Source organism: Cellulomonas sp. PhB150, from assembly GCF_003755175.1.
Classification (GTDB): Bacteria; Actinomycetota; Actinomycetes; order Actinomycetales; family Cellulomonadaceae; genus Cellulomonas.
This window is the reverse complement of record NZ_RKHX01000004.1, coordinates 72687-94764: the sequence shown is the minus strand read 5'-3', so window position 1 is coordinate 94764 and position 22078 is coordinate 72687. Positions and strand designations below refer to the sequence as shown.

The 22078-nt window shown below is 73.3% G+C and carries 20 protein-coding genes and 1 pseudogene; 12 read left to right on the top strand and 9 right to left on the bottom strand.

Annotated features, from left to right (window positions below; all coding sequences use genetic code 11):
• Nucleotides 1-34: 34 nt before the first annotated feature.
• Both EDF34_RS13510 and EDF34_RS13505 read right to left on the bottom strand, forming a co-directional pair.
• A complete protein-coding gene (locus EDF34_RS13510; protein WP_123372030.1) occupies nucleotides 35-640 on the bottom strand; it encodes a hypothetical protein in 606 nt (201 codons plus the stop codon).
• Nucleotides 641-710: 70 nt separating this feature from the next.
• Nucleotides 711-1301, bottom strand: a complete 591-nt coding sequence (locus EDF34_RS13505; protein WP_123372029.1) for a hypothetical protein — start codon at nucleotides 1299-1301, stop codon at nucleotides 711-713.
• A gap of 114 nt (nucleotides 1302-1415) precedes the next feature.
• Between EDF34_RS13505 and EDF34_RS13500 the strand changes: the two genes are divergently transcribed.
• The 8 genes from EDF34_RS13500 to EDF34_RS13465 all read left to right on the top strand — a co-directional run bounded on the left by EDF34_RS13500 (nucleotide 1416) and on the right by EDF34_RS13465 (nucleotide 11883).
• Nucleotides 1416-1991 (top strand): PadR family transcriptional regulator, encoded by a 576-nt coding sequence (locus EDF34_RS13500; protein WP_123372028.1) that lies wholly within the window; start codon nucleotides 1416-1418, stop codon nucleotides 1989-1991.
• Complete coding sequence (locus tag EDF34_RS13495; RefSeq protein WP_123372027.1) at nucleotides 1988-2728, top strand: ABC transporter ATP-binding protein; 741 nt, start codon at nucleotides 1988-1990, stop codon at nucleotides 2726-2728. Before EDF34_RS13500 ends, EDF34_RS13495 begins: the two co-directional genes overlap by 4 nt.
• Nucleotides 2728-5421, top strand: a complete 2694-nt coding sequence (locus EDF34_RS13490) for an ABC transporter permease (RefSeq protein ID WP_123372026.1) — start codon at nucleotides 2728-2730, stop codon at nucleotides 5419-5421. Before EDF34_RS13495 ends, EDF34_RS13490 begins: the two co-directional genes overlap by 1 nt.
• A 328-nt stretch (nucleotides 5422-5749) precedes the next feature.
• Complete coding sequence (locus EDF34_RS13485; RefSeq protein WP_123372025.1) at nucleotides 5750-6826, top strand: LLM class flavin-dependent oxidoreductase; 1077 nt, start codon at nucleotides 5750-5752, stop codon at nucleotides 6824-6826.
• A gap of 20 nt (nucleotides 6827-6846) precedes the next feature.
• Nucleotides 6847-7632 carry a tyrosine-protein phosphatase gene (locus tag EDF34_RS13480; protein WP_123372024.1) on the top strand — a complete coding sequence of 262 codons (786 nt, stop codon included), beginning with the start codon at nucleotides 6847-6849 and terminating at the stop codon, nucleotides 7630-7632.
• A gap of 98 nt (nucleotides 7633-7730) precedes the next feature.
• Nucleotides 7731-9572 carry an AAA family ATPase gene (locus EDF34_RS13475; RefSeq protein ID WP_123372023.1) on the top strand — a complete coding sequence of 614 codons (1842 nt, stop codon included), beginning with the start codon at nucleotides 7731-7733 and terminating at the stop codon, nucleotides 9570-9572.
• Between the two features lie 20 nt (nucleotides 9573-9592).
• Entirely contained in the window at nucleotides 9593-10528 is a 936-nt protein-coding gene (locus EDF34_RS13470) for an Fpg/Nei family DNA glycosylase (RefSeq protein ID WP_123372022.1), read from the top strand.
• A 56-nt stretch (nucleotides 10529-10584) separates the two neighbouring features.
• Nucleotides 10585-11883: a leucine-rich repeat protein gene (locus tag EDF34_RS13465; RefSeq protein ID WP_123372021.1), complete on the top strand. Its 1299-nt coding sequence runs from the start codon at nucleotides 10585-10587 to the stop codon at nucleotides 11881-11883.
• A gap of 9 nt (nucleotides 11884-11892) precedes the next feature.
• Here the strand turns inward: EDF34_RS13465 and EDF34_RS13460 are convergent, their stop codons facing one another.
• Nucleotides 11893-12693 carry a hypothetical protein gene (locus tag EDF34_RS13460; protein WP_123372020.1) on the bottom strand — a complete coding sequence of 267 codons (801 nt, stop codon included), beginning with the start codon at nucleotides 12691-12693 and terminating at the stop codon, nucleotides 11893-11895.
• The gene (locus EDF34_RS13455) at nucleotides 12690-13328 is read right to left on the bottom strand and encodes a DUF1684 domain-containing protein (RefSeq protein ID WP_233575388.1); all 639 of its coding nucleotides are present in this window, start codon (nucleotides 13326-13328) and stop codon (nucleotides 12690-12692) included. Before EDF34_RS13455 ends, EDF34_RS13460 begins: the two co-directional genes overlap by 4 nt.
• Nucleotides 13329-13379: 51 nt before the next feature.
• Between EDF34_RS13455 and EDF34_RS13450 the strand changes: the two genes are divergently transcribed.
• From EDF34_RS13450 to EDF34_RS13435, 4 genes and pseudogenes are all read left to right on the top strand, one after another.
• On the top strand, nucleotides 13380-14303 hold the full coding sequence (locus EDF34_RS13450) for an LLM class F420-dependent oxidoreductase (RefSeq protein ID WP_123372019.1): 924 nt from the start codon (nucleotides 13380-13382) through the stop codon (nucleotides 14301-14303).
• Nucleotides 14304-14516: 213 nt separating this feature from the next.
• Nucleotides 14517-16199 carry a glycosyltransferase gene (locus EDF34_RS13445; RefSeq protein WP_123372018.1) on the top strand — a complete coding sequence of 561 codons (1683 nt, stop codon included), beginning with the start codon at nucleotides 14517-14519 and terminating at the stop codon, nucleotides 16197-16199.
• Nucleotides 16196-16921, top strand: coding sequence for an HlyD family efflux transporter periplasmic adaptor subunit (locus EDF34_RS13440; RefSeq protein WP_123372017.1), 726 nt, complete (start codon nucleotides 16196-16198; stop codon nucleotides 16919-16921). Before EDF34_RS13445 ends, EDF34_RS13440 begins: the two co-directional genes overlap by 4 nt.
• Nucleotides 16918-18843 (top strand): annotated as a pseudogene (locus tag EDF34_RS13435) (glycosyl hydrolase); the annotation flags it as partial. The gene EDF34_RS13440 and the pseudogene EDF34_RS13435, both read left to right, overlap by 4 nt.
• On the opposite strand, the gene EDF34_RS18025 reads toward EDF34_RS13435, so the two are convergent.
• From EDF34_RS18025 to EDF34_RS13410, 5 genes are all read right to left on the bottom strand, one after another.
• Nucleotides 18807-20141 (bottom strand): glycosyltransferase 87 family protein, encoded by a 1335-nt coding sequence (locus EDF34_RS18025; RefSeq protein ID WP_370450074.1) that lies wholly within the window; start codon nucleotides 20139-20141, stop codon nucleotides 18807-18809. The pseudogene EDF34_RS13435 and the gene EDF34_RS18025 sit on opposite strands and share 37 nt — an antisense overlap.
• A 144-nt stretch (nucleotides 20142-20285) precedes the next feature.
• Nucleotides 20286-20495 (bottom strand): hypothetical protein, encoded by a 210-nt coding sequence (locus tag EDF34_RS13425; protein ID WP_123372015.1) that lies wholly within the window; start codon nucleotides 20493-20495, stop codon nucleotides 20286-20288.
• Nucleotides 20496-20563: 68 nt separating this feature from the next.
• On the bottom strand, nucleotides 20564-21223 hold the full coding sequence (locus EDF34_RS13420; protein WP_233575386.1) for a LytR C-terminal domain-containing protein: 660 nt from the start codon (nucleotides 21221-21223) through the stop codon (nucleotides 20564-20566).
• Nucleotides 21220-21516 (bottom strand): type II toxin-antitoxin system VapB family antitoxin, encoded by a 297-nt coding sequence (locus EDF34_RS13415; protein ID WP_123372013.1) that lies wholly within the window; start codon nucleotides 21514-21516, stop codon nucleotides 21220-21222. The genes EDF34_RS13420 and EDF34_RS13415 overlap by 4 nt, the downstream gene beginning before the upstream one ends.
• 74 nt (nucleotides 21517-21590) lie before the next feature.
• Complete coding sequence (locus EDF34_RS13410; RefSeq protein WP_123372012.1) at nucleotides 21591-22067, bottom strand: hypothetical protein; 477 nt, start codon at nucleotides 22065-22067, stop codon at nucleotides 21591-21593.
• Nucleotides 22068-22078: the final 11 nt, after the last annotated feature.

The following is a 22078-nucleotide window of genomic DNA, read 5'->3' as shown; positions in this document are numbered from 1 at the left end:
TATGTGCGCGCGGGTCGGTGCGCGCGGCGAACGGTCAGGACGGGCAGGTGGTCGGCGGCACGTGGCCGATCTCGGTGCTGTAGACGAGGGGCTGGTCGGTGTGGACCTCGACCGTCCGGCTCAGCCCGAGCGCGCTGACGTGCAGGCGGACGACGTCGGTCCCCAACGACCTCCCCGCACTCATCCGCGTGCATCCCGGGGCCCAGGAGTACGCGACGGCGAACTCCTCGCCGGGTCCGACCGTCACGACGTCCGCGTCGGCGATCGACGAGCCGCCGTGGGGTGGGACCAGCCTGAGGTGGATGTCGTACGTGGCTGTCCCGGCGTCCTGGTCCGCCGCGCTCACGACGATCGTGACCGACCCGGTGTTCCGGAACGACCACTCGCCGTCGAGGCTGCCGTCCGAGGGGTCCGTGACCACCTGCTCGTCGGGCCCGAACATGAAGCCGGGTGGCTCGGCCACGGCCTCGGGATCGGGTGCCGAGACCGAGCCGTTGACCAGGTGCGGCGTGAGCCCGACGACCAGCCATGCCGAGACCGCGGCGACGGTCAGCCCCGCGGCGACGGCAACGGCGATCCAGCGGCGACGGTGTCGGCCTCGCGGTGGCGCCGCGACGGGCGCGACGGCGGTATCGATCATGGTCACGTTCTTCCCCCTGCTCCCGTGCCTGGCGACACGGTAGCGCCCCCCGGACGCGCCCGGGGCGGTTTCAGCTCGTGCAGCTCGCCGGCGGGACGTACCCCGCCGAGTTCCGGTACGCGACGACCGTGTCGCTCACCGCGTCGACCGTGCGCATGACGCCGAGCGTCGTCACCTCGAGCCTGACCCGGTCCACGCCCACGACCGTGTGCTCGTCCATCGGCGTGCAACCGGGGCCGAACGAGTACGTGACCCCGAACTCCGCACCGGGGGGAACGGTCACCTGGTCCCCGGAGATCCGCGTCGCGGTGCCCAGCGCCGCCACCCGCGCCTCGAAATGGATCGCCGGCTCGGTCTGCGGCTGGACGTCCGCGACGCGGACGCTGATGGTGCGGCTGCCGTCGTTCACGAACGACCACTGCCCGTCGCTGGTGCCGTCTGCCGGGGCGTCCACCGTGACCTGCCGCGGGGAGTCGCCCATCGAGGCGGCAGTGCCCTCGTACTGCAGCGTCGTCCCCGGCCCGACGTGCGGCGTGACGAGGCTGTTGAGCACCAGGCCGGTGCCGACTGCGGCGACACCGACGGCGGCGGCGGCGATCCAGCCCCGGCGGGAGCGGACGCGCGGCGGTGCGGCTGCGGTAGGTGCGTCGACGACGGTCATGGCTCGGCCCCCTGTGGCTCGGTGGCGACACGGTAGCGGGCGGGGTGCTTGACGCGACAGGGGTTACTGCGTAACTTCCGTCGCACGAGTTACCGCGTAACCACAGGGGGAACGATGTCCGTCCGGCAGGGGATGCTCGCGCTGCTCGCGCAGGAGCCGATGCACGCGTACCAGCTGCGCCAGCAGTTCGAGGCGCGCACCGGCGGCACGTGGCCGCTCAACATGGGTCAGGTCTCGACGACGCTCGACCGCCTGGTCCGCGACGGACTCGTCGAGCCCGTCGCGGACACCGAGCCGCCGGCCTACGCACCCACCGAGGCCGGCCGGGTCGCGCTGGGTGAGTGGTGGTCGACGCCCGTCGTCCGGACCGCTCCGCAGCGCGACGAGCTGAGCATCAAGCTCGCGCTCGCGGTCACGGCGCCCGACGTGGACGTCACGGCGATCGTCCAGGCGCAGCGCACGGAGACGATGCGCGCGCTGACCGACCTGACCCGGCTCAAGGCCGACCTGCCCGCGGCCGGTCCGGCGTCCGACGACCTCGCGTGGTCGCTCGTGCTGGACAACCTGGTGTTCGCCGCGGAGGCCGAGGTGCGCTGGCTCGACCACGTCGAGGCCCGGGTCGCCCGTGCGGCGGCCCAGCCGACCCGTCCGGCCGTCGCGGCCGACGAGCCCACGCGGGTGACCCGATGACCGGCCGCCAGCTCGGCCCGGTGCTGCTCACGGCCCGCGGCGTGACCCGCGTCCACGGCGAGGGCTCCACGGCGGTGCGAGCCCTCGACGGCGTCGACCTCGACATCCGCCTCGGCGAGCTGGTCGCGGTGATGGGCGCCTCGGGTTCGGGCAAGTCCACGCTCCTCAACATCGTCGGCGGCCTCGACACCCCGACCACCGGCTCGGTCACCCTGGCCGGCGACGAGCTCAGTGCGCTCGACGCGCGCGCCCGCGCCCGGCTGCGCCGCCGCTCGGTCGGCTACGTGTTCCAGGACTTCAACCTCATCCCCGCGCTGACCGCGGCCGAGAACGTCTCGCTGCCGCGCGAGCTCGACGGCATCGGCGGCCGCACCGCCCGCGCCGAGGCCCGCGCCGCGCTGCGCGAGGTCGGCGTCGACCACCTCGCGGACCGGTTCCCCGACGAGATGTCGGGCGGCCAGCAGCAGCGGGTCGCGATCGCCCGCGCCCTCGTCGGCCCCCGTCGCCTGGTCCTGGCCGACGAGCCCACCGGCGCACTCGACTCCACCACCGGCGAGGACATCATGCGCGTGCTCCGCGCCCGCATCGACGCGGGTGCGGCCGGCCTGCTGGTCACGCACGAGCCGCGGTTCGCCGCGTGGGCCGACCGGACCGTGTTCCTGCGGGACGGCGTGGTGGTGGACGGGACCGGCCGTCGCCTGGAGCCCTGGTCGCTGCAGGCCGCGGGTACGTACTGATGCGCCGCTGGTTCGTCGCGATGCGGGCCACCGCCCGCATCGCCCGCCGTGATGCCGTCCGGAGCAGGGGCCGGACGGCGTTGGTGGTGGCGATGGTGGGGCTGCCGGTGCTGGTGGCGTCGGGCGGGGCGGTGCTGGTGCAGTCGACGGTGCTCACCCACCAGCGCGAGGCCCTGAACAACCTGGGGCCGACGGCGCAGGCGCTGGTGGGCGTGTCGGTGTACGGAGCATCGATCGAGCAGGATCCGTGGGGCTGGCAGACGATCCCAACAGGATCGGTGCACGAGGCGCCGCTCGATGCCCCCACAGCGGCGAAGCGCTTGGCACAGGCGCTGCCCGCGGGCGATCGAGTCGTGCCCTTCCACCTGACGCACGTCGTCCTCGCTGGGTCGGCGGGCAGGTACGACGGTGAGGTGCAGACCGTCCCGGGTGCCGACCTCGCCGCCCTGGCCACGTCGACCTTGGTCGAGGGCGCATGGCCCCGCGTGCCTGGGCAGGTCTCGCTGCCGGACCACGTCGCCGAGGACCTCGGAGCCCGGGTTGGCGATGAACTACGAGCCAGCATCGCGTCGGGTGACCTGGGGCCTTTCACCGTCACGGGCATCACCAGCGGTCCGACGAACTCGAACGGGACCACGTCCGACCTGCTGACGGTCGACGGATCGTTCGACGCGCCTGGCTTCCCCAATGGCTGGTACGTGCTGGGCGACGAGCCCGTCGACTGGGCGACCGTCGGCGAGCTCAACCGTGACGGGATCGTGGTGACCAGCCGTGCTGTCGTCCTCGACCCGCCGCCGACGCCTCAGTCCGTGGCCGAGGTGGACGACGTGAACGACCCGGTCGCGAACGGGACTCTCGCGGTCGTCGCCGCGGCGATCGCGATGGGGCTGCTCGAGGTCGTGCTGCTCGTGGGGCCGGCCTTCGCGGTCGGCGCGCGCCGCGCCCAGCGTCAGCTCGCGGTGATCGCCGCCGCCGGCGGTGAGCGCCGCACGCTGCGGCAGGTGGTCCTGCTCGGCGGCGTGGTCATCGGGCTTGCCGCCGCCGCCGGGGGTGCGGTGATCGGCGTGGTCGGTGGGGCGGTCATCCGGCAGGTCGCGGTCGCGCGGGGTTCTACGGGCTTCCCCGAGCTGCGTGTGCCGTGGCTGATGATCGGTGGGTTCGTCGTGCTGGGCGTGCTCATCGCGGTCGCCGCGGCGTGGCTCCCCGCCCGGAAGGCTGCGCGGGTCGACGTGGTCGCGGCGCTCGCGGGCCGACGGGCCGAGGCGTATCCGCATCCGCGGGTCCCCTTCGTCGGGCTCGCGTTCCTCGTCCTCGGCCTCGCGGCCGCCGTCGCGGGAGCCGCCGAGAGCACGAAGACGCTCGTCGTCGTGGGTGTCGTGCTCATCCAGGTGGGTGTGGTCGCAGCTTCAGGTGGGCTCCTCACCCTCGTCGGCCGACTCGCGCCGCGAGCCGGCGTCGCTGGGCGCCTCGCGATGCGCGATGCGGCGCGCCAGCGCGGCCGGACCGCCCCGGCGATCGCGGCGGTGATCGCCGCCGTGGCGGGTGTCGTCGCGGCCGGTGTGTACATGGACTCGCGGACCGCAGACGAAGAGGCCCACTACCACCCGCTCGCAGCGGTCGGCACGACGCTCGTCTCGTTCGCAGCCTCCGACGAGTGGGGCGACCCGCTGGACCCGCCCGATGCGGCGGCGGCCCAGGAGATCGAGCGGTCCGCGGCGCTCGCGGTCGGCGCGACCGGGAGCGCGGACGTCGTTCTCGGCCGGCCGGTCGCGCCGGGAGTGGGCGTCATCGCCCAGGTCCCGGCCGAGCAGGCGTGCCAGCGCCCGGACGGCAGCATCGACCCGACGTGCGTCGACGAAGGTTCGTACTCGCTCGCCTTCGGCGGCGGCGGGATGACCTCGGACAACGTTCTCGTCGACGACGGCACGACGGTCGATGCCCTGAACCTGCCAGGCGCAGAGGCGGCAAGCACCGCGCTCCGGAGCGGCAAGGTCCTGGTGAACCGGCGTGCCGTGTGGCCGGATGGCACAGCGCACCTGGCGATCCTGCAGGAGGGGGGTGACTCCGAGACGGAGCCCGCGCTCCTCGTCGTCCCCGCCGTGCCGACCGAACGACTCGGCCAGTTCGACATCGTCCTCACGCCCGAGGTGGCCCACCGGATGGGGGTCGAGGCGCTCCCGAGCGGGTTCGTGCTGACGTCGGCCGAGTCGCCGACGCAGGCCGCGGAGGTGGCCGCGCGCGCGGCCGTGTCCGGCGACGGCGCCCGCATCGACGTCGAGCGCGGGTATGAGGGGCAGACCCCGCTCATGCTCTGGATCCTGGTGATCGCCGCGCTGGTCGTGGGCCTCGGCGCGACGGGCCTCGCGATGGCACTCGCCGCCGCGGAGTTCCGGCCGGACCTCGCGACGCTCGCGGCGGTCGGCGCGAGCCCGCGTACTCGCCGTCGGGTCTCGGCTGCGCAGAGTGCGGTCATCGTCCTGCTCGGTGTGGGTCTGGGCACCATGACCGGCCTGGTGCTGGGGTGGGTGCTGGTCCACTCCTACGAGGGATTCGACGGCGCGAGCCGTCTGCCCGTGACCGTTCCGTGGCCCCAGGTCGTCGCCATCCTCGTCGGAGTCCCGCTCGTGACGATCGTCGGCGCCTACCTCCTGACGCGTTCCCGCCTCCCGGTCACCCGCCGCCTCGCCACCTGACTGTCGCCACGCGGCGGTGCGTCGATCCTCGAGACCGACCCTCCGGGGTGAGAACGACCGTTCGGCGCGGTCGTTCTCGCTCCGGGCGCTCGTTCTCGGCGGGGAGGCAGGGCTGGGCGTGGGGCGTGGACACGCGTTGACAGCCACTCGGGGGCCCGGATACATTTCGTACCGATCCAGTCGGGATTAACGAGAGGGGAGATGCGCCTTGGTTGCCGTCTCCATGCCTCTCGCCTGTTGTCGCTGTTGTCGCTGAACCGACGACCACCCGCGCCCCTCGCCGCTGAGCGAGCGCGTGCGCGCCCCCTCGCGACGAACTGGATCGGCCATGACTCTCCCGACGCACACCCACGCCCACCTCGGCCTCGACCTCACGGAGACCCGGGCCCGCGCCGCCTCCTGGAAGGACGTCGGCTCCACGGCGGCCCGGCCGTTCGACGGCGCCCACCTGATCGAGCTGGTCGAGCTCGCCGAGCGCGGGACGCTCGACTTCGTGCTGTTCGACGACGACTTCACGCTGCAGGCCTCGCGCAACACGACCCTGCGCGGTCGGCTCGACCCGGCCCTGATCGCCGCCCGGCTCGGGCCGCGCACGCGACGGGTCGGGCTGGTGGCGAGCGTGGGCACGCAGCACACCGACCCGCGTGACGTGGCCCAGGCCGTCGCGTCGATCGACCGGGCGTCCGGCGGGCGCGCGGCGTGGCAGGTCGGAGGCGGCGCGACGCCCGGCCACCGCATCGACGTCGCCGCGGAGCAGGTGCAGCGCGCCTGGGACCGCTGGGAGGGCGCGGTGCCGACACCGGTCGACCCGGGCCGCGGACGGTACGTGGACGTCGAGGGCATCCACTTCGCGGCGAGCGCCCGCACGATCACGCCGCCGCCTCCGCAGGGGCGGCCGCCGGTGGTCGTGCGGCTCGGCGACACCGGGACGCTCGACGTGGCGGCCCGGTTCGCGGACGTCGTGCGGATCCGCGCGACGACCCGGGAGGATGCGCAGCGCCTGAGCGCGCAGGTGCTCGACGCCGTGGCCGGCGCCGGCCGCGACCCTCGCGACGTGCGCGTGCTCGTCGACGCGTTCGTCGTGCTCGCGACCAACGAGGCGAGCGCCCAGGCGAGGCTCGAGCTGCTCGCCGAGCTCGAGGGTGTCGCGGGGGACGCCGGATCGCTGGTCTACGCCGGCACCGCGACCGGCCTGGCGGACCTCGTCGGCGAGTGGGTCGGGACGGGCGCTGGCGACGGCTTCACGCTGCGCCCCGCGTCGCTGCGAACGGATCTGAGCGAGCTCGTCGAGCACACGGTCCCGGCGCTGCGTGCCGCGGGCCTGTTCCGCGATGCCTACCCGGGCACGACGCTGCGCGACACGCTGGGGCTCGCCGCCCGGGGGGCGCTCGCCGTCAGCGCGTGACGCCTGTCTAGGCTGCGGTCATGACGGACCTGCACCGCATCGAGTCGGCCCACCTCGGCAACCTCCGCGACATCGGGGGGCGCCCGACGAGCGACGGCGGGCTCGTCGCCACCGGTGTCGCGTACCGCTCGGCGGAGCTGGCCGACGAGGCCGTCGTCGACGACCCCGACCTCGCCGCACTGGCGGTCCGCACGGTCGTCGACCTGCGCACCGGCGCCGAGCGCGCGGCGCGGCCGGACCGCGTTCCCGCCGGCGCCCAGCTGGTCGAGCTCGACGTCCTCGCCGACCTGTCGACGGGCGCGGCCGCGCAGGTCGCCACCCTGTTCGAGGAGCACGGGGGCCGGATCGAGGGTCTCGACGTCGCGGGCCAGATGCAGTCGACCTACCGGAGCTTCGTCACCAGCGCCGCGGCGCGCGCCGCCTACGCCCAGCTCGTGCGGCTCGTGATCGACCCCGACCGGCTCCCGGTGCTGTTCCACTGCACGGCCGGCAAGGACCGCACCGGCTGGGCGGCGACCATCCTGCTGCTCGCTGCAGGCGTCACGCGCGAGGAGGCGGACGAGGAGTACCTCGCCGTCAACCCCGCCGTACGCGCCGCCTACGCGCCGCTGCTCGAGCAGTTCGCGGCGTCCGGGGGAGACCCCGACGCGCTGGCCCCGTTCCTCGAGGTCCGGGCCGAGTACCTGCAGGCCGCGTTCGACCAGGTCGACGAGTCCTACGGCTCGTTCGACGCGTACCTGCGCGACGGCTTGGGGCTCACCGATGGCGAGGTCGAGGCGCTCGGCGGGGCCCTGCGCGCCGGTTAGCCCGTTCGGGTGGTCCGATATGTCCGATCTTGCCGGTTCCCGGTGGCGACCGGACGATGGGGTGTCCGCCCTGACCAGCACGAAAGGACACACACCTCGTGGCCGAAGAGCTCGTCTCCCCCATCCGCCAGGGAGCGCACGACATCGCGCTCGACCGGGAGCGCATGCGCCGCCGACGGTTCTACCGGCTCGCGGTGGTGGTGCTGCTCGTCGAGGCGTACGTCATCGGTGGCGCGTTCGCCGGCTGGTCGGTCATCCCGCCGCTGCCGCACGTGGACCCGTTCCTGCTGACGATCATCGTGTTCTTCGCGATCATGCTGCTGGTCGTCGTCGGCACCCAGATGGGCGGCGGTCGCTCGCCGCACCTGACCTACCGGCCCGAGCAGATCGACGTCGCCCTGGACGACGTGGTCGGCATCGACCCGGTCAAGGAGGACGTGCGCCGCTCGATCGACCTGTTCCAGACCCACCGCCGGTTCGCCGACCAGATGGGTGGCTCGCCGCGCCGCGGCCTGCTGTTCGAGGGGCTGCCGGGCACGGGCAAGACGATGACCGCCAAGGCCATGGCCGCCGAGGCCGGCGTGCCGTTCCTGTTCGTCTCCGCGACGTCGTTCCAGTCGATGTACTACGGGGCCACCGCCAAGAAGATCCGCTCGTACTTCAAGGCGCTGCGCAAGGCCGCGCGCGCCGAGGGTGGGGCGATCGGCTTCATCGAGGAGATCGACGCGATCGCCATGCGCCGCGGGGGGATGGCCTCGGCCATGACCGCCTCGCCGATGCAGGGCTTCCACCGCGGGCTGGTCACCAACCAGGTGGTCTCCGAGGGAACCGGCGGGGTGGTCAACGAGCTGCTCGTGCAGATGCAGTCGTTCGACGAGCCGACCGGCGGCGACAAGATGTACAACCGCCTCGTCGCGCGCGTGAACCTGTTCCTGCCCGCGCACCGCCAGATCCAGCAGCGCAAGCCCGGCCGTGCGCCGATCCTGCTCATCGCCGCGACGAACCGTGCCGACTCGCTCGACCCGGCCCTGCTGCGCCCGGGCCGGTTCGACCGGCACCTGACCTTCTCGACGCCGGACGCGCTGGGCCGGCGCGAGCTGGTCGACCACTTCCTGGCCCGGCGCGCGCACGACGCCGAGCTCGACGAGCCCGTCCTGCGGGACCGCGTCGCCGCGGCCACCAACGGCTGGACCCCGGTGATGGTCGAGCACCTGCTCGACGAGGCCCTGGTCAACGCCCTGCGCCGCGGGTCGCTCGAGATGTCGTTCCACGACGTCGAGCAGGCGCGCATCACGGAGATGGGCGGCATCGGCCAGCCCGTGCGCTACACGGCCGCCGAGCAGGAGCTCATCGCCACGCACGAGGCCGGGCACGCGACGGTCGCGTGGCTCGTCGCCCCGAACCGCACGCTCGAGGTCCTCACGATCGTCCGGCGCGGCGAAGCCCTGGGCCTGCTCGCGCACGACGACTGCGAGGAGGTCTGGACGCACTCGCACTACGACCTCAACTCCCTCGTGCAGATCGCGATGGGCGGCTGGGTCGCCGAGGAGCTGTTCTTCGGCCAGACGTCCACCGGACCGGCCTCCGACCTCGCGTCGGCCACCCGGACCGCCGCCCAGATGGTCGGCGCGGCCGGCATGACCGGCTCGCTCGTGTCCTTCGCGGCGACCCAGCACGACCTGGTCTCCGCGGTGCTGTCGGACGCCGCAGCCCGGGAGAGCCTGGAGACGGTCCTCGACGACGCGCGCAGCCACGTCCGCCGGCTCCTGAGCCGCAACCGGCACCTCGTCGAGGCGCTGCGCGATGCGCTGCTGGAGCGGTACGAGCTGATCGGGCCGGAGATCACCGACGTGCTGGAGGCCGCGGCGCAGACCCCGGCCCCCGCCCCGGTCACCCCGCCGACCGGCACCCCGCTGGCCAAGGTCCTGCACGTCGCCTGACCGACCCGTAGCGTGGCCCGGTGCCCGAAGGTCATACCGTCCACCGCATCGCCCGGCAGGTCTCGGCCGACTTCGTCGGGCACGCGCTCGCCGTGACCTCGCCGCAGGGGCGGTTCGCCGCGGGGGCGGCCCGGCTCGACGGGCAGACGATGGTCGAGGCGCACGCCGTCGGCAAGCAGCTGTTCTGCACGTTCGGCTCCGGCGACGTGCTGCGCGTGCACCTCGGGCTCTACGGCGCGTGGGACTTCTACGGACGGATCGCGCCGATCGTGGCGGGCCAGGCGGCGCTCGGGAGCATGGGGGCGCCGCGGTTGCGGCGTGCGGTGCGGATGGGTGAGGACGAGCGCGAGTCCCCGGCCGACGAGGGCGGGCTGCTCGCGCCTTTCCCGCCGGAGCCCGTCGGGCAGGTGCGCGTGCGGCTGGCCGCGCCCGAGTCGGTCGCGGACCTGCGCGGCCCGTCGGCGTGCGAGGTGCTGGGGCCCGACGAGGCGCAGGCGGTGGTCGACCGGCTCGGTCCCGACCCGGCGAGCACCGACGACCTGGCGGCCGCGGGCGAGGTCGTCGTCGCGCGGGTCGGGGGCCGCGGAGTCGCGGTGGGCCAGCTGCTCATGGACCAGAGCGTCGTCGCGGGCATCGGCAACATCTACCGGGCCGAGCTGCTCTTCCGCGCCAGGCTCGACGCGCACACCCCCGGCCGCGCGGTCCCGCGCGACGTGGTGCGCGCGCTGTGGGCCGACTGGGCGGGGCTGCTCGCGGACGGCATCCGCGACGGCGCGATGATCACGCGCGAGGACCTCGACGACGCCGGGCGGGCCGCGGCCCTGGCGGACCCGGGCGAGCGGCACTGGGTCTACAAGCGCGACGGCCTGCCGTGCCGGGTGTGCGGCACGACCGTGGTGGTCGAGGAGATGGCGACCCGCAAGCTCTACTTCTGCCCGTCCTGCCAGCGCCCCTGACGCATTCACCCGCAGATCTTGGCGAGGCAGGCGCCCCGCGCCCCTAGATTTCCCCCATGAGCACCCCGAGACGACCCGTCGCCCGTCGGCTCCTCCCCGGCCTGGTGGCTGCCGCGCTCGTCCTGGTCGGCGTGACGGCACCCGCTCAGACGGCTGCCGGAGCGTCGTCGGGAGTCGCGGTCGGGGCGTTCACCTACGTCCTGGACCCCCAGCAGCACACCGCGACGCTGAAGGGCTGGAGCGGGAAGCGCAGGACGACGATCACCGTGCCCGGCAAGATCACCACCCGGGGCGCGACGTACCGCGTGACCACCATCGGGCGCGCGGCCTTCGCCGGGCCGGTCGACTACGTGCTGCCCGGCCGGTCTCCGGTGCCGGCGACGAAGGTCTCGATCCCGTCCGGCGTGGTCTCGATCGAGGACTACGCCTTCTACGGCAACCGGATCACGTCGTTCGTCATCCCGGCCAGCGTCACGTGGATCGGCACCAACGCGCTGAACCAGGACGAGATCGCCGGTGAGGCCTGGAAGTACTCCCTGCGCAAGGTCACCTTCCGTGGCGCGGCGCCCCAGATGGGCGAGCTCGGCGACTACGTCTGCTCGCCCGGCGGCTGCGGGTACAACGGGATCGCCCCGTTCGGGATCGGCAACGGTCTGATCGTCTACTACCCGAAGGGCGCGAAGGGGTTCACGAGCCCGACCTGGGCCGGGTACATGGCCGCGCCGGCCGGCTCGAAGTCCGTACCGACCGGGTACGGCTCCCACGTCGGCGACCTCGACGTGAGCCTCGACCGCGAGCCCGTCGCCGGCGTCAAGGTCACGGCGAGCCTGCGGGCCTGGGCGGTGGGCGGCAAGCTCTCGCCGAAGCCGACGACGTTGACCTACCTGTGGCAGCTGCGCGGCACCGACGGGACGTGGAAGAAGCTCCGGACCGGGAAGTCGGTCACGCTGCCGAAGGACAGCGCCGGGAAGGTGCTGCGCGTCCTGACGATCGCCAACGGCCCCGGCAAGCGGTCCGCCGTGCTCCAGCTCCGCGGCGTGCGCACGGTCCTGCACGCGTTCGCGAAGAAGCCCAGGCCGACGATCACATTGCCGTCGGGCGTGAAGAAGGCGGCCGTCGGCACCAAGCTCACCGCGGCCGGCGCGACGGCGGGAAAGTGGTCGCCCCACGCCGACTCCGTCCGCTACCGCTGGTACCGGAACGGCAAGGCGATCACGAAGGCGACGAAGCGCACCTACACCGTCACCGCGGCCGACCGAGGCAAGAAGCTGACCGTCCGTGCGACCGCCACCAAGGCCGAGTACGGCACGGCGTCGCGCACCTCGGCCGCGCTCGCCGTGCCCAAGAAGCGGTGAGGCGCGCGCTCAGATCCCCAGCAGCGACCGCCACGCGCGGTGGTGCTCGACGCTGACGCCCTCGTACCCCGGGACGTCGGCGAACGCGTCGCCGACCAGCGCAGCCTCGCGCTCGAGCGCGTCCGGCCCCTCGTCGTAGAACGTGAACTGCGCGCCGCCCGCGATCTCCGGGGTGTCGGTCTCGACGCCGATGGTGAACGGCATCCCGCACGCGAGCGCGGCGGGGGAGGCCAGGGTGACGATCCCGTCCGGCCCGGCCGCGTGGTCGGCGAACGCGACGACGCCGATCCGGTCCGCGCGGGGCAGGACGGCGTCCAGCACGGTGCCGTCGCCGTGCGTGGTCGAGGCGAGCCACCACGGGCAGTCGATCCCGAGCTCCGCGCCCGCGACGTCGAGGCGCACCGCGTCGAGCAGCGCGAGCCACCGTCGCACCGAACCGGCCTGGTCGGACTGCCAGGCGGGCAGGACCCAGGGCTCGACGTCGAGCTGGATCGCGGTCGCACCCGCGGCGCGCGCGGCGCGGGACCACTGCACGGCCAGCTGCGGCGTCCCGAGCCAGCCGGGGTCGCCGCCGAGCGCCGAGACGGTGACCCCGGCGCGCGTGAGCGCGTCGACCGCCGCGGTGAACCAGTCGCCGACCGGCCCCTCGTCGGCCGCCCAGGGCGCGGAGAGCATCACCCGGGTCAGGCCACGCGCCCGGGCGAACGCGACGAGCTCGTCCGGCGCGGCTGGCGCGTAGCCCCGGCCGCGCGCGTCGACCGAGGCGGGGACCGGGTTGTCCCAGGCCCACATCGAGGTGATCGCGCTCATGCGGTCCGCACCTTCGCGCGCTCGCCGACGTCCAGCCCGACGGGCACGGTGTTCTCGGCCTGCGCGAGCGGGCATGCCCACGCCGGGTCGTACGCGCACGACGGGTTGTACGCGAAGTTGAGATCCACCATGAGGCCCTCGTCGGACGCCCCCAGGTGCGCGCTCTTGCTCGTGTCCAGCAGGTAGCGGCCGCCGCCGTACGTGCCGCCCGGCCGGCCCGCGAGGGCGTCCCTGACCGGCACGAACAGGCCGCCGCCGTAGGAGCGCAGCGCCCACACGGCGAGCGAGCCGACGCCGGGCAGCTCCACGCGCCCGAGCCGCTCGAACGGCACCACGCCGTCGGTCCCGGTCGGCACGTCCATGCGGCGCGGCTCGTCGGGCAGCACCGGGACGACGAACCGCATCGAGGGGTCGTACGGCGCGACGTCGAGCCCGGCGAACGACTCCTGGTCGAGGATCGGCGAGGCCGGATGCGTCGCGAACAGCTCGTCACGCGCGGCGACCCAGCCGGCGTGCGCGTCCGCGGGATCCTCCGAGGCGCGCACGGCCGCGTAGATGCGCGCGACGCGCAGCCGCCAGTCCGCGACGGCGAGCGCGTAGTCGAGCGAGGTCAGGTCCACCACGGGTGCGTCCACGCCGCCACGCTACGCACGGTCACCCACGCCCGCCGTGCGAAGGTGGAGGACATGGAACTGCGCATCTTCACCGAGCCCCAGCAGGGCGCCACGTACGACGACCTCCTGGCGGTCGCGAAGGCCACCGAGGACCTCGGGTTCGACGCCTTCTTCCGCTCCGACCACTACCTGTCGATGGGTGACGGCGACGGCCTGCCGGGCCCCACGGACGCGTGGACGACGCTCGCCGGCCTCGCGCGCGAGACGAGCCGCATCCGCCTCGGCACGCTCGTCTCGTCGGTCACCTACCGGCACCCGGGCATCCTCGCGATCCAGGTCGCCCAGGTGGACCAGATGTCCGGCGGGCGCGTCGAGCTGGGCCTCGGCACGGGCTGGTTCGAGCGCGAGCACGCCGCGTACGGCATCCCGTTCCCGGCCAAGCGGTTCGGGATGCTCGAGGAGCAGCTCGAGATCGTCACCGGCCTCTGGGGGACCCCGCTGGGCGAGACGTTCAGCCACGCCGGCGAGCACTACTCGCTCGTCGACTCCCCGGCGCTGCCCAAGCCGGTGCAGGCGAAGATCCCGGTCGTCATCGGCGGCTCCGGCCCGCGCCGCACGCCCGCGCTCGCGGCCCGGTTCGCCGACGAGTTCAACCTCGTCTTCCCCGACGCCGACGCCGTCGACGGGCGCCTGTCGGCGATCCGCACCGCGCTCGACGAGGCCGGCCGCGACCCGAGCACCCTGACCCTCTCGATCGCTCACGTCCTGTGCACGGCTGCCGATGAGCAGGGGGTGAATCGCCGCGCGGCCGCCATCGGTCGCGACCCCGAGCAGATGCGTGCCGACGGTTTCGGTGGCACCGCGAGCGAGGTCGTCGACCGACTGGGCGCGTTGCAGGAGAAGGGCGTGAAGCGTGCGTACCTGCAGGTCCTGGACCTGCACGACCTCGACCACCTGGAGTTCGTCGCGAACGAGATCGCCCCACAGCTCGCCTGAGCAACTGCCCCCGACGATGTCCGGGGCGTTCACCGACGTGTGACCTGGCGCACACTCCACGTTGGTGGACAGCCTCGGCATGCCTCCGTACCGTCGTTCGCATCCCCCGCGATGACGCAACGCCAGGCGTACGTCGAGGGGTTGGCGCCATCGCGGCCGTCGTCACGGCAGAGGTGGGCCCTCCGGGCCCGCCCAAGCGACGGGGGCCCAGCTATGAGCACCACGTTCGACCGACTCTTCATCGAGCCACGCAGGACCGACCAGCCGCAGGCGCGCCCGGCTCGCGCCCGTGAGACCGAGACGGCGCAGAGCCCGTCGATGGTCCTCCTCGTCCTTCTCGCCAGCGCGGGGATCGTCGTCTACGCGATCTTCCTGCTCAACCCGGGCAACCGGGGTGACTGGCTGCCCTACGTCATGGTGATCGCCGCCGAGTCGGTGCTCGTGTTCCACGCGCTGCTGGCGATGTGGACCGTCCTGGCCTCGGGCTACGACCCGCGCGGTTTCTCGTTCCACCACGCCCAGGACCGGTTGTACGGCCTGGAGGAGATCCTCCAGCTGCACACCGAGTCGAGGCCGCAGGACTGGACGATGTCGCTGGACGGCCGGACCGTCACGATCGACGTCTTCATCACCACCTACGGCGAGGACCTCGGCACCATCCGCCGCACGGTCACCGCGGCGCTCGCGATGCACGGTCACCACGAGACCTGGGTGCTCGACGACGGCCGGTCCGACGAGGTCGCCGCGCTGGCGGCCGAGCTCGGCGCCCGCTACGTCCGGCGCCTGTCGAGCAACGGCGCGAAGGCGGGGAACATCAACCACGCGCTGTCCATCACGCGCGGCGAGCTGTTCGTCGTCTTCGACGCGGACTTCGTGCCCAAGCCGGAGTTCCTGCACGAGACGGTGCCCTTCTTCGCGGCCAAGGACGTGGCCTTCGTCCAGACCCCGCAGGCCTACGGCAACCTCGACACGGTCGTCAGCAAGGGCGCGGGCTACATGCAGGCGGTGTTCTACCGCTTCATCCAGCCCGGCCGGAACCGGTTCAACGCCGCGTTCTGCGTCGGGACCAACGTGATCTTCCGGCGTGCCGCGATCAACGACGTCGGCGGGATCTACTCCGACTCGAAGTCGGAGGACGTCTGGACCTCGCTGATGCTGCACGAGAAGGGGTGGCGGACGATCTACATCCCCCAGGAGCTCGCGGTCGGGGACACCCCGGAGACCGTCGAGGCGTACACCAAGCAGCAGCTGCGCTGGGCGACGGGCGGGTTCGAGATCATGCTCACCCACAACCCGATGTCGCCCCGGCGCAAGCTCACGATCGACCAGCGCCTGCAGTACACGGTGACGGCGACGTTCTACCTCACGGGCATCGCGCCCCTGCTGCTGATCATGGTCCCGCCGCTGCAGATCTTCTTCAACCTCACGCCGATGAACCTCACCATCACGCCGGCGACGTGGCTGCTCTACTACGCGGGCTTCTACGTGATGCAGGTGCTGGTCGCGTTCTACACGCTCGGCTCGTTCCGCTGGCAGACGCTGCTGATGGCGGCCGTCTCCTTCCCGATCTACGTCCGGGCCCTGCTCAACGCGGTGCTCAAGCGCGAGCAGGCGTGGCACGTCACGGGCTCGAAGGGTGCCTACCGCTCCCCGTTCGCGTTCATCCAGCCGCAGGTGCTCGTCTTCGTGTTCCTCGCCCTGACGACCGTCGTCGGCGCGTGGAAGGACCTGAGCAACGGGTACCCCAGCCTGGCACTGGCCTGGAACGCCACGAACACCGTGATCCTCGGAGGCTTCGTGGTGACCGCGTGGCGTGAGGGTCAGGTGGCGCGACGAGCGTTGCGCGAACCCCGCGGCAGGCGCGTCGCGACGCTGACGACGGCGGGTGCGGCATGACGTGGGCGGGGCGGTTCCGGCTGCTCGCAGGGCTGGTGGTGGTGCTGCTGATCGCGGCGCTGGCCACGTACAAGCTCAACGAGAGCCGCGGCATCGCGACGAGCGACTCGGCCCAGATCCTGGGCAAGACCTACAACGTGGGCACCCCCTACGCCGGCCTCGTGGTCAACCAGGCGGTGGAGATCGGCGACGAGGTGCGCGAGGGCGAGACCTTGTTCGTCATCGACGCCGCGAGCCTGCACACGACGACGGGCGAGGCGCCGGTCGTGCCCGAGACGACGCACCTGGACGACGAGGGGCGCCTCGTCGTCACCGCGAGCGGACCGGGGGTCGTGACGGCCGTCGCGGCGACCCAGGGCACGTTCGTGCAGGCGGCGACCGACCTGGCCACCGTCCAGCGCGACGGCACGCTCTACGTCCAGGCGGAGTACACGCTCTCGCCCAAGGAGTACGCCCGGGTGCCCGACGACGCGGCGGTCAGCATCGAGCTGCCCGACCAGACGACCGTCGCGGGCCACGTGGACCGCGTCCAGGTCGAGACCGTCGACGGCAAGGCACAGGCCGTGGTGACGGTGGTCAGCGACGGGCTCGACGAGGGTGACCAGGACGGGCTCGTCTCGGCGGGCACGCCCGTCGTCGCCCAGCTCCACCTGCGGAACGACGGGGTGGTGACGACCGTGTCCGATGCGGTGAAGGGCTACCTGAAGGACGTGGTCGGATGATCAGGCGCCGGTGGGCAGTGGCAGGAGCGGTCGTGGCGACGTTCGGGGTGGCGGGGGCGCTCGTCGCCGTGAGCGCGCCGTGGTCGCAGGACCCACCCGACGCGCAGGCGACGTCGACCGTTCCGGTGGCGAGCCCGCCGACGATCGACGCCGCGGCACTGGTCGCCTCGGTGCCGCACCGGTCGGTCGCGAAGATCGACCCGGTGCGGCTGGCCGACGGCGTGGTCCCACCGACCAACCGCTGGTACTCGGGGCTCGTCTTCGGCGAGCAGCCGCAGCCGGTGTTCGCCGAGCCCCTCTCGTTCGGGCTCACGGGCAGCGGCTTCACGATCGGGCTCCCGACACCGACGGTGACCGCCCAGACGATCGCGGGACCGCACGTCCCCGGCGTGACGGTGGACGTGGGCGCGGCCTCGGCACGGATCAGCGCCGCGGACCCGGTCAGCGTGACGGTCGAGCTGCTCGACGGCTCGGGCGCGGTGCTCGGCCGCGTCGTGGTCGCGGAGGGCTCGCCCTTCGTGTCCTTCACCGCCGCGCGGGACGTCAGCGTCCGCACGGACGGCGCGCTGTCCGCCACCCCCGACGGCCCGGCGACCGCGGCGGGTGAGCGGTGGGCCTTCGTCGGCCCGTCCTTCGACGCCGGGAGCACCGCGCTCGCCAAGGACGAGACCGCGACCTGGTACGCGCTGCCGGACGCCCCTGCCCCGGCAGCGGCCGCGACGCTCGCCGCGGCCGCGACCCATCCGGTCACCGGCGTCGACGTCGCCTACGGCGTGGACGACGACGAGGCGAGCACCACGCTGACGTACCGCACGGCCGACGACGGCGAGAGCGCCCACGTGCTCATGCCGCACCACACGGTGGCGACCGCGTGCGACCTCGGCACGTACCCGAGCGTGTACGGGGACCTGCGCCTGTGCGCCGGGTCGACGCTCGCCTCGACCGTGCCGGTGCAGCGCCCCACCGGGGCGTTCGACGTCGACGCGCTGACCGACGAACAGCGCGCGACCCTGGTGAAGAGCCTGAAGGAGGACATCGCGGCGACGCCCGCGTTCCCGTCGGACACCTACTTCGGCGGCAAGTCGCTCCTGCGGGCGGCGACCCTGATCGGGCTGGCCGGACAGCTCGACGTCGATGCGAGCGCGCTCACGAAGACCACGCTGGCGACCCTGCGCGAGTGGGGCCAGCCGGACGGGTGCGAGGAGCGTGACGCGCGCTGCGTCGTGTACGACGAGAAGGCGCGCTCGATCATCGGGCTCACGGCCTCGTTCGGGTCCGACGAGCTCAACGACCACCACTTCCACTACGGCTACCTGCTGGCCGCAGCGGGGATGATGGCGGCCGACGACCCGACGCTGGCGGCCGACGTCAAGGACGTGATGGACCTGCTCGGCGAGGACATCGCGGCGGCGGCGCCGTCCGACGAGTTCCCCGAGCTGCGGTCGTTCGACCCGTACGCCGGCCACTCCTGGGCGTCGGGCACGTCCCCGTTCGCCGACGGCAACAACCAGGAGTCGAGCTCGGAGGCCGTCAACGCCTGGAACGGGCTCGGCCTGTGGGCCGCGGCGTCCGGGCAGGAGGCGCTCGAGACGCAGGCCACCTGGCTGCTGTCGACCGAGGCCGCGACGGCGCGCGACTACTGGACCGACCCGGAGCTCCCGGACGGGTTCGCGCACGAGGTCGTCGCCCTCAACTGGGGCGGCAAGCGCGACTGGGCCACGTGGTTCAGCCCGGAGCCGAGCGCCATGCTCGGCATCCAGCTGCTCCCGCTGAGCCCCGCGCAGCTCACGGCCGGCGTCGGAGTCACGCCCGACAAGATCCGCGCCTCGGTGAAGGAGGCGGCGCCCGACGGGTACGACGTGATGTTCGGGGGCGACCTGCTGGGCTACCTGGCGCTCGCGGGCCCGGACGACGCGTCGGCCGCCTGGACCGCGCTCGAGTCGTTGCCGGCCACGGCGATCGACGACGGCACGTCGCGCTCGGCGCTGCTGGCGTTCGTGGCGTCGGCGTCGGCGGCCTCCGCGGGGTCGTCGGGCTGACGCAGCAGCTCGAGCACGGTGTGCACGAGCAGGACGACGAGGGCGACGTTGCGGGCCACCAGCACCAGCGTGTTGGCGGGGTGGCCCGCGATGATCCCGTCGTAGCCCCACGGGAACACGACCTGGGTCGCGCCCGCGATGCCCGCGACGAGCAGGGCCGTCGTGCGCCAGTGCGGCAGCTTGAGCGCGAGCGCCACGGCGACCGGCGGTGCGAGCCAGCCGATGTACTGCGGCGAGCCGACCTTGTTGAAGGCGATGAGCACGACCGACATGAGCATCGCGCCGCGCACGAGCAGCTCGGCACCCACGCGCGGCGAGCGCCACAGCCGCCCGTCGAGCTCGTGCCGGCGCCACCACAGGAACACCGAGGCGGCCGCGAGGGCCAGGAAGAACAGCCCGCCGAGGGTGTCGGCGGCCAGCTGCGTGCCGGGACCGATCAGCTCCCATGTCACGAGCGGCTCGTTGAGGTGCACCAGCACCTGGTCGGACCACAGGCTGGTGATCAGCCACGGCGTGGCGCCCACGGCCTCGAGCTGCAGGCCGCGCTGGTCCTGCTCGGTGAGGAACGACGTCAGGTAGGGCAGCCCGCCGAGCGCCGCGACGATCGCGACGACCGCGACGCTGACGGCGGCCGCGGGGGCCACGACGTCGCGCCACGGGCGCCGCGCGGCCAGGAACAGGGGGGCGAGCAGGGCGCCGGGGGCGACCTTGATCCAGGCCGCGGCTGTCAGCAGGGCCGACGAGAGCCACGGGTGCCGCAGGCCGAGGACGAGCGCGACGACGACGACGGGGGCGACCGCGGCGTCGAGCCGACCCATCGCCACCGGACCCAGCAGCGCGAGGAACGCGAGCCACCACCAGGCGCCGGCCGTGGTGCGGTGCCGCGTCGTGCGGGTGCCCGCCCAGGCCGGGGTGTGCAGGAGGGCGAACAGGGCGACCGCGTCGAGCGCGGTGATGCCCAGGCTCCACGCGGTCGCGTACCCCGCGGTGCCGACCGTCCCGCCCAGTGCGGCCACCAGCATCGGCAGCAACGCGCCCGGCGGGTAGACCCAGGCCACGTCGATGCCCTGCCAGACGCCCTGGTGCAGCCCCTGCCACATCCACCAGCGGTACAGGTCGAGGTCCCAGAAGGCGCGGCCAGGGATGAGGACGACGCCCAGCAGCATCAACCAGCCGTGCACGAGGACGAAGGCGGCCCAGACGGCGACGTAGGAGTGCAGCAGGCGGCGCAGGTCGGCCTCCGTCGACGGGGGCCTGGCGGCCCGGGGCGGGACGATCAGGCTAGCGGCTCGCGCTGTGCGCCCGGTCGGCCCGCCCCCGGCCGTCTACCGGGGCGCGACGGGCGGCACGGTGCCCACGCCGGCGCCCGCCACCGGGAAGACACCCTTGCCCTCGGCGTCCATCAGGCGGTCGACCTCGCTCTCGTCCTCCGGAGAGGCGTCCGCCTGCGGGGCGGTGGCCACGACCGGGTCCGGAGCACCGCCAGGCGTGACGTGGTCAGGGAAAGGTCGGACGTCGTCGTCGGACGTGGTCATGATGATCGCCTCCCGGCGTCGGGGGATCTGGCTGACCCTCCCAACATGGCAGCCCCCGCGCCGTCGCGCTACTTCTTGGCGGTGGCCTTCGGTGACGCGGACGCCTTCGCCGAGGCCTTCGCCGCGGCCTGGGCCTTGGCCAGGTCCTCGATCGGCGTGCAGTTGGCGGGCGCGACGAGCGGCTCGTCGGGGTCGAGCGTCACCTTGTCGAGCTCGAGCAGCGTGGTGAAGTCCGACCCGAGGGTCAGGTCGACGGTCGCGTTCTTGCGCGCGTCCATCTGGAGCTCCGCGCCCGGGACGTGGGCCGCGAGCGTGTACGCCGCGGCGACCCCCTTGGTGCCGAAGTTGATCCGCGCGACGCCGGCGTAGGTCACGGGCGCGTTGGTGGTCTCGGCGACCTTGAACCCCCGGCCCTCGACGTCGTCGGCCGTACGGCCCGCCAGCCCCGCGGTCGAGGTGCCGTTGTAGATGTTGACCTTCACCTTGCTGTACTTGACCGGCAGCGCGTCCTCGGGCGGGCAGGGCACCGGGTCCAGAGTCGGCGTGGGGGTCGGCTCCGCCGCGAACTGCTCCTTGAAGAACGGCAGGTCGACGCTGTTGGTGTAGACGGCCGCGGCGCCGAGCCCGATCACGGCGAGGGCGGCGAGCAGGATGCCGAAGATGACGGCCTGCCGCTCGTGCATGTGGCGCCGGCGCAGGGCCCTGGCGCGGTCGGGATCCGTGCTCACTCGATCACCAGGACGCGTGCGTGGAGGATGGGGCGCTGGTGCAGGGCGGCCCGGACGGCCCGGTGCAGGCCGTCCTCGAGGTACATCACACCCTTGTACTGCACGACGTGGGCGAACAGGTCGCCGTAGAACGTGGAGTCGTCCGCGAGCAGCGCGGCGAGGTCGAGCGTGCGCTTGGTGGTGACGAGCTCGTCGAGCCGCACCTGGCGCGGCGGGACCTCGGCCCACTGCTTGGCTGTCTCGAGCCCGTGGTCCGGGTAGGGCCTGCCCTCGCCCACCGCCTTGAAGATCACGGGGTGAGTCTAGGTGCTCTCGCGGCCGGGCAGGCCCGTGTCCGGCGCCGGCCCGGTCGCGAGGGCTGTGGGATTCACCCGATGCGGGTGCTGCCGCCGCCCTTGGCGGCGAGATCGAGGGCCGCGTCGTGCAGCCCCGTGAGCTCGTCGGCGAACCCCGCGCCGGCCCAGATCCCGGCGCTCGCCTCCAGCCCGACGGCGAACCCCAGGTTGTAGTCGCCCCAGAAGTCGTCGGCGTAGCCGCCACGGATCGGGGGCCACGGCGCCGGTGGCCAGGTGAACGGCGGACGCTTCGGCGGGGTGCCGCACCAGTCGTCGAAGTCGATCGCGTACCGGCTGCCGGACCGTTCGGCGATGAGCGCGCCGCGCACGAGCTCGCCGGCTGCGGCGAACCCGGTGCTGATCGCGGCGGGCGGGAGCGGCTGCGGGTTGAGCTCCGCCGCCGCGAGACGACCCTTGAGCTTGTACGGGCCGTAGGGGTTGCCCAGGAGCTCGAAGATCTCCGGGTGGGTGCGGCCGATCAGGTAGATCGCCGTCGTCGTCAACGCCATCGTTGTCTCCT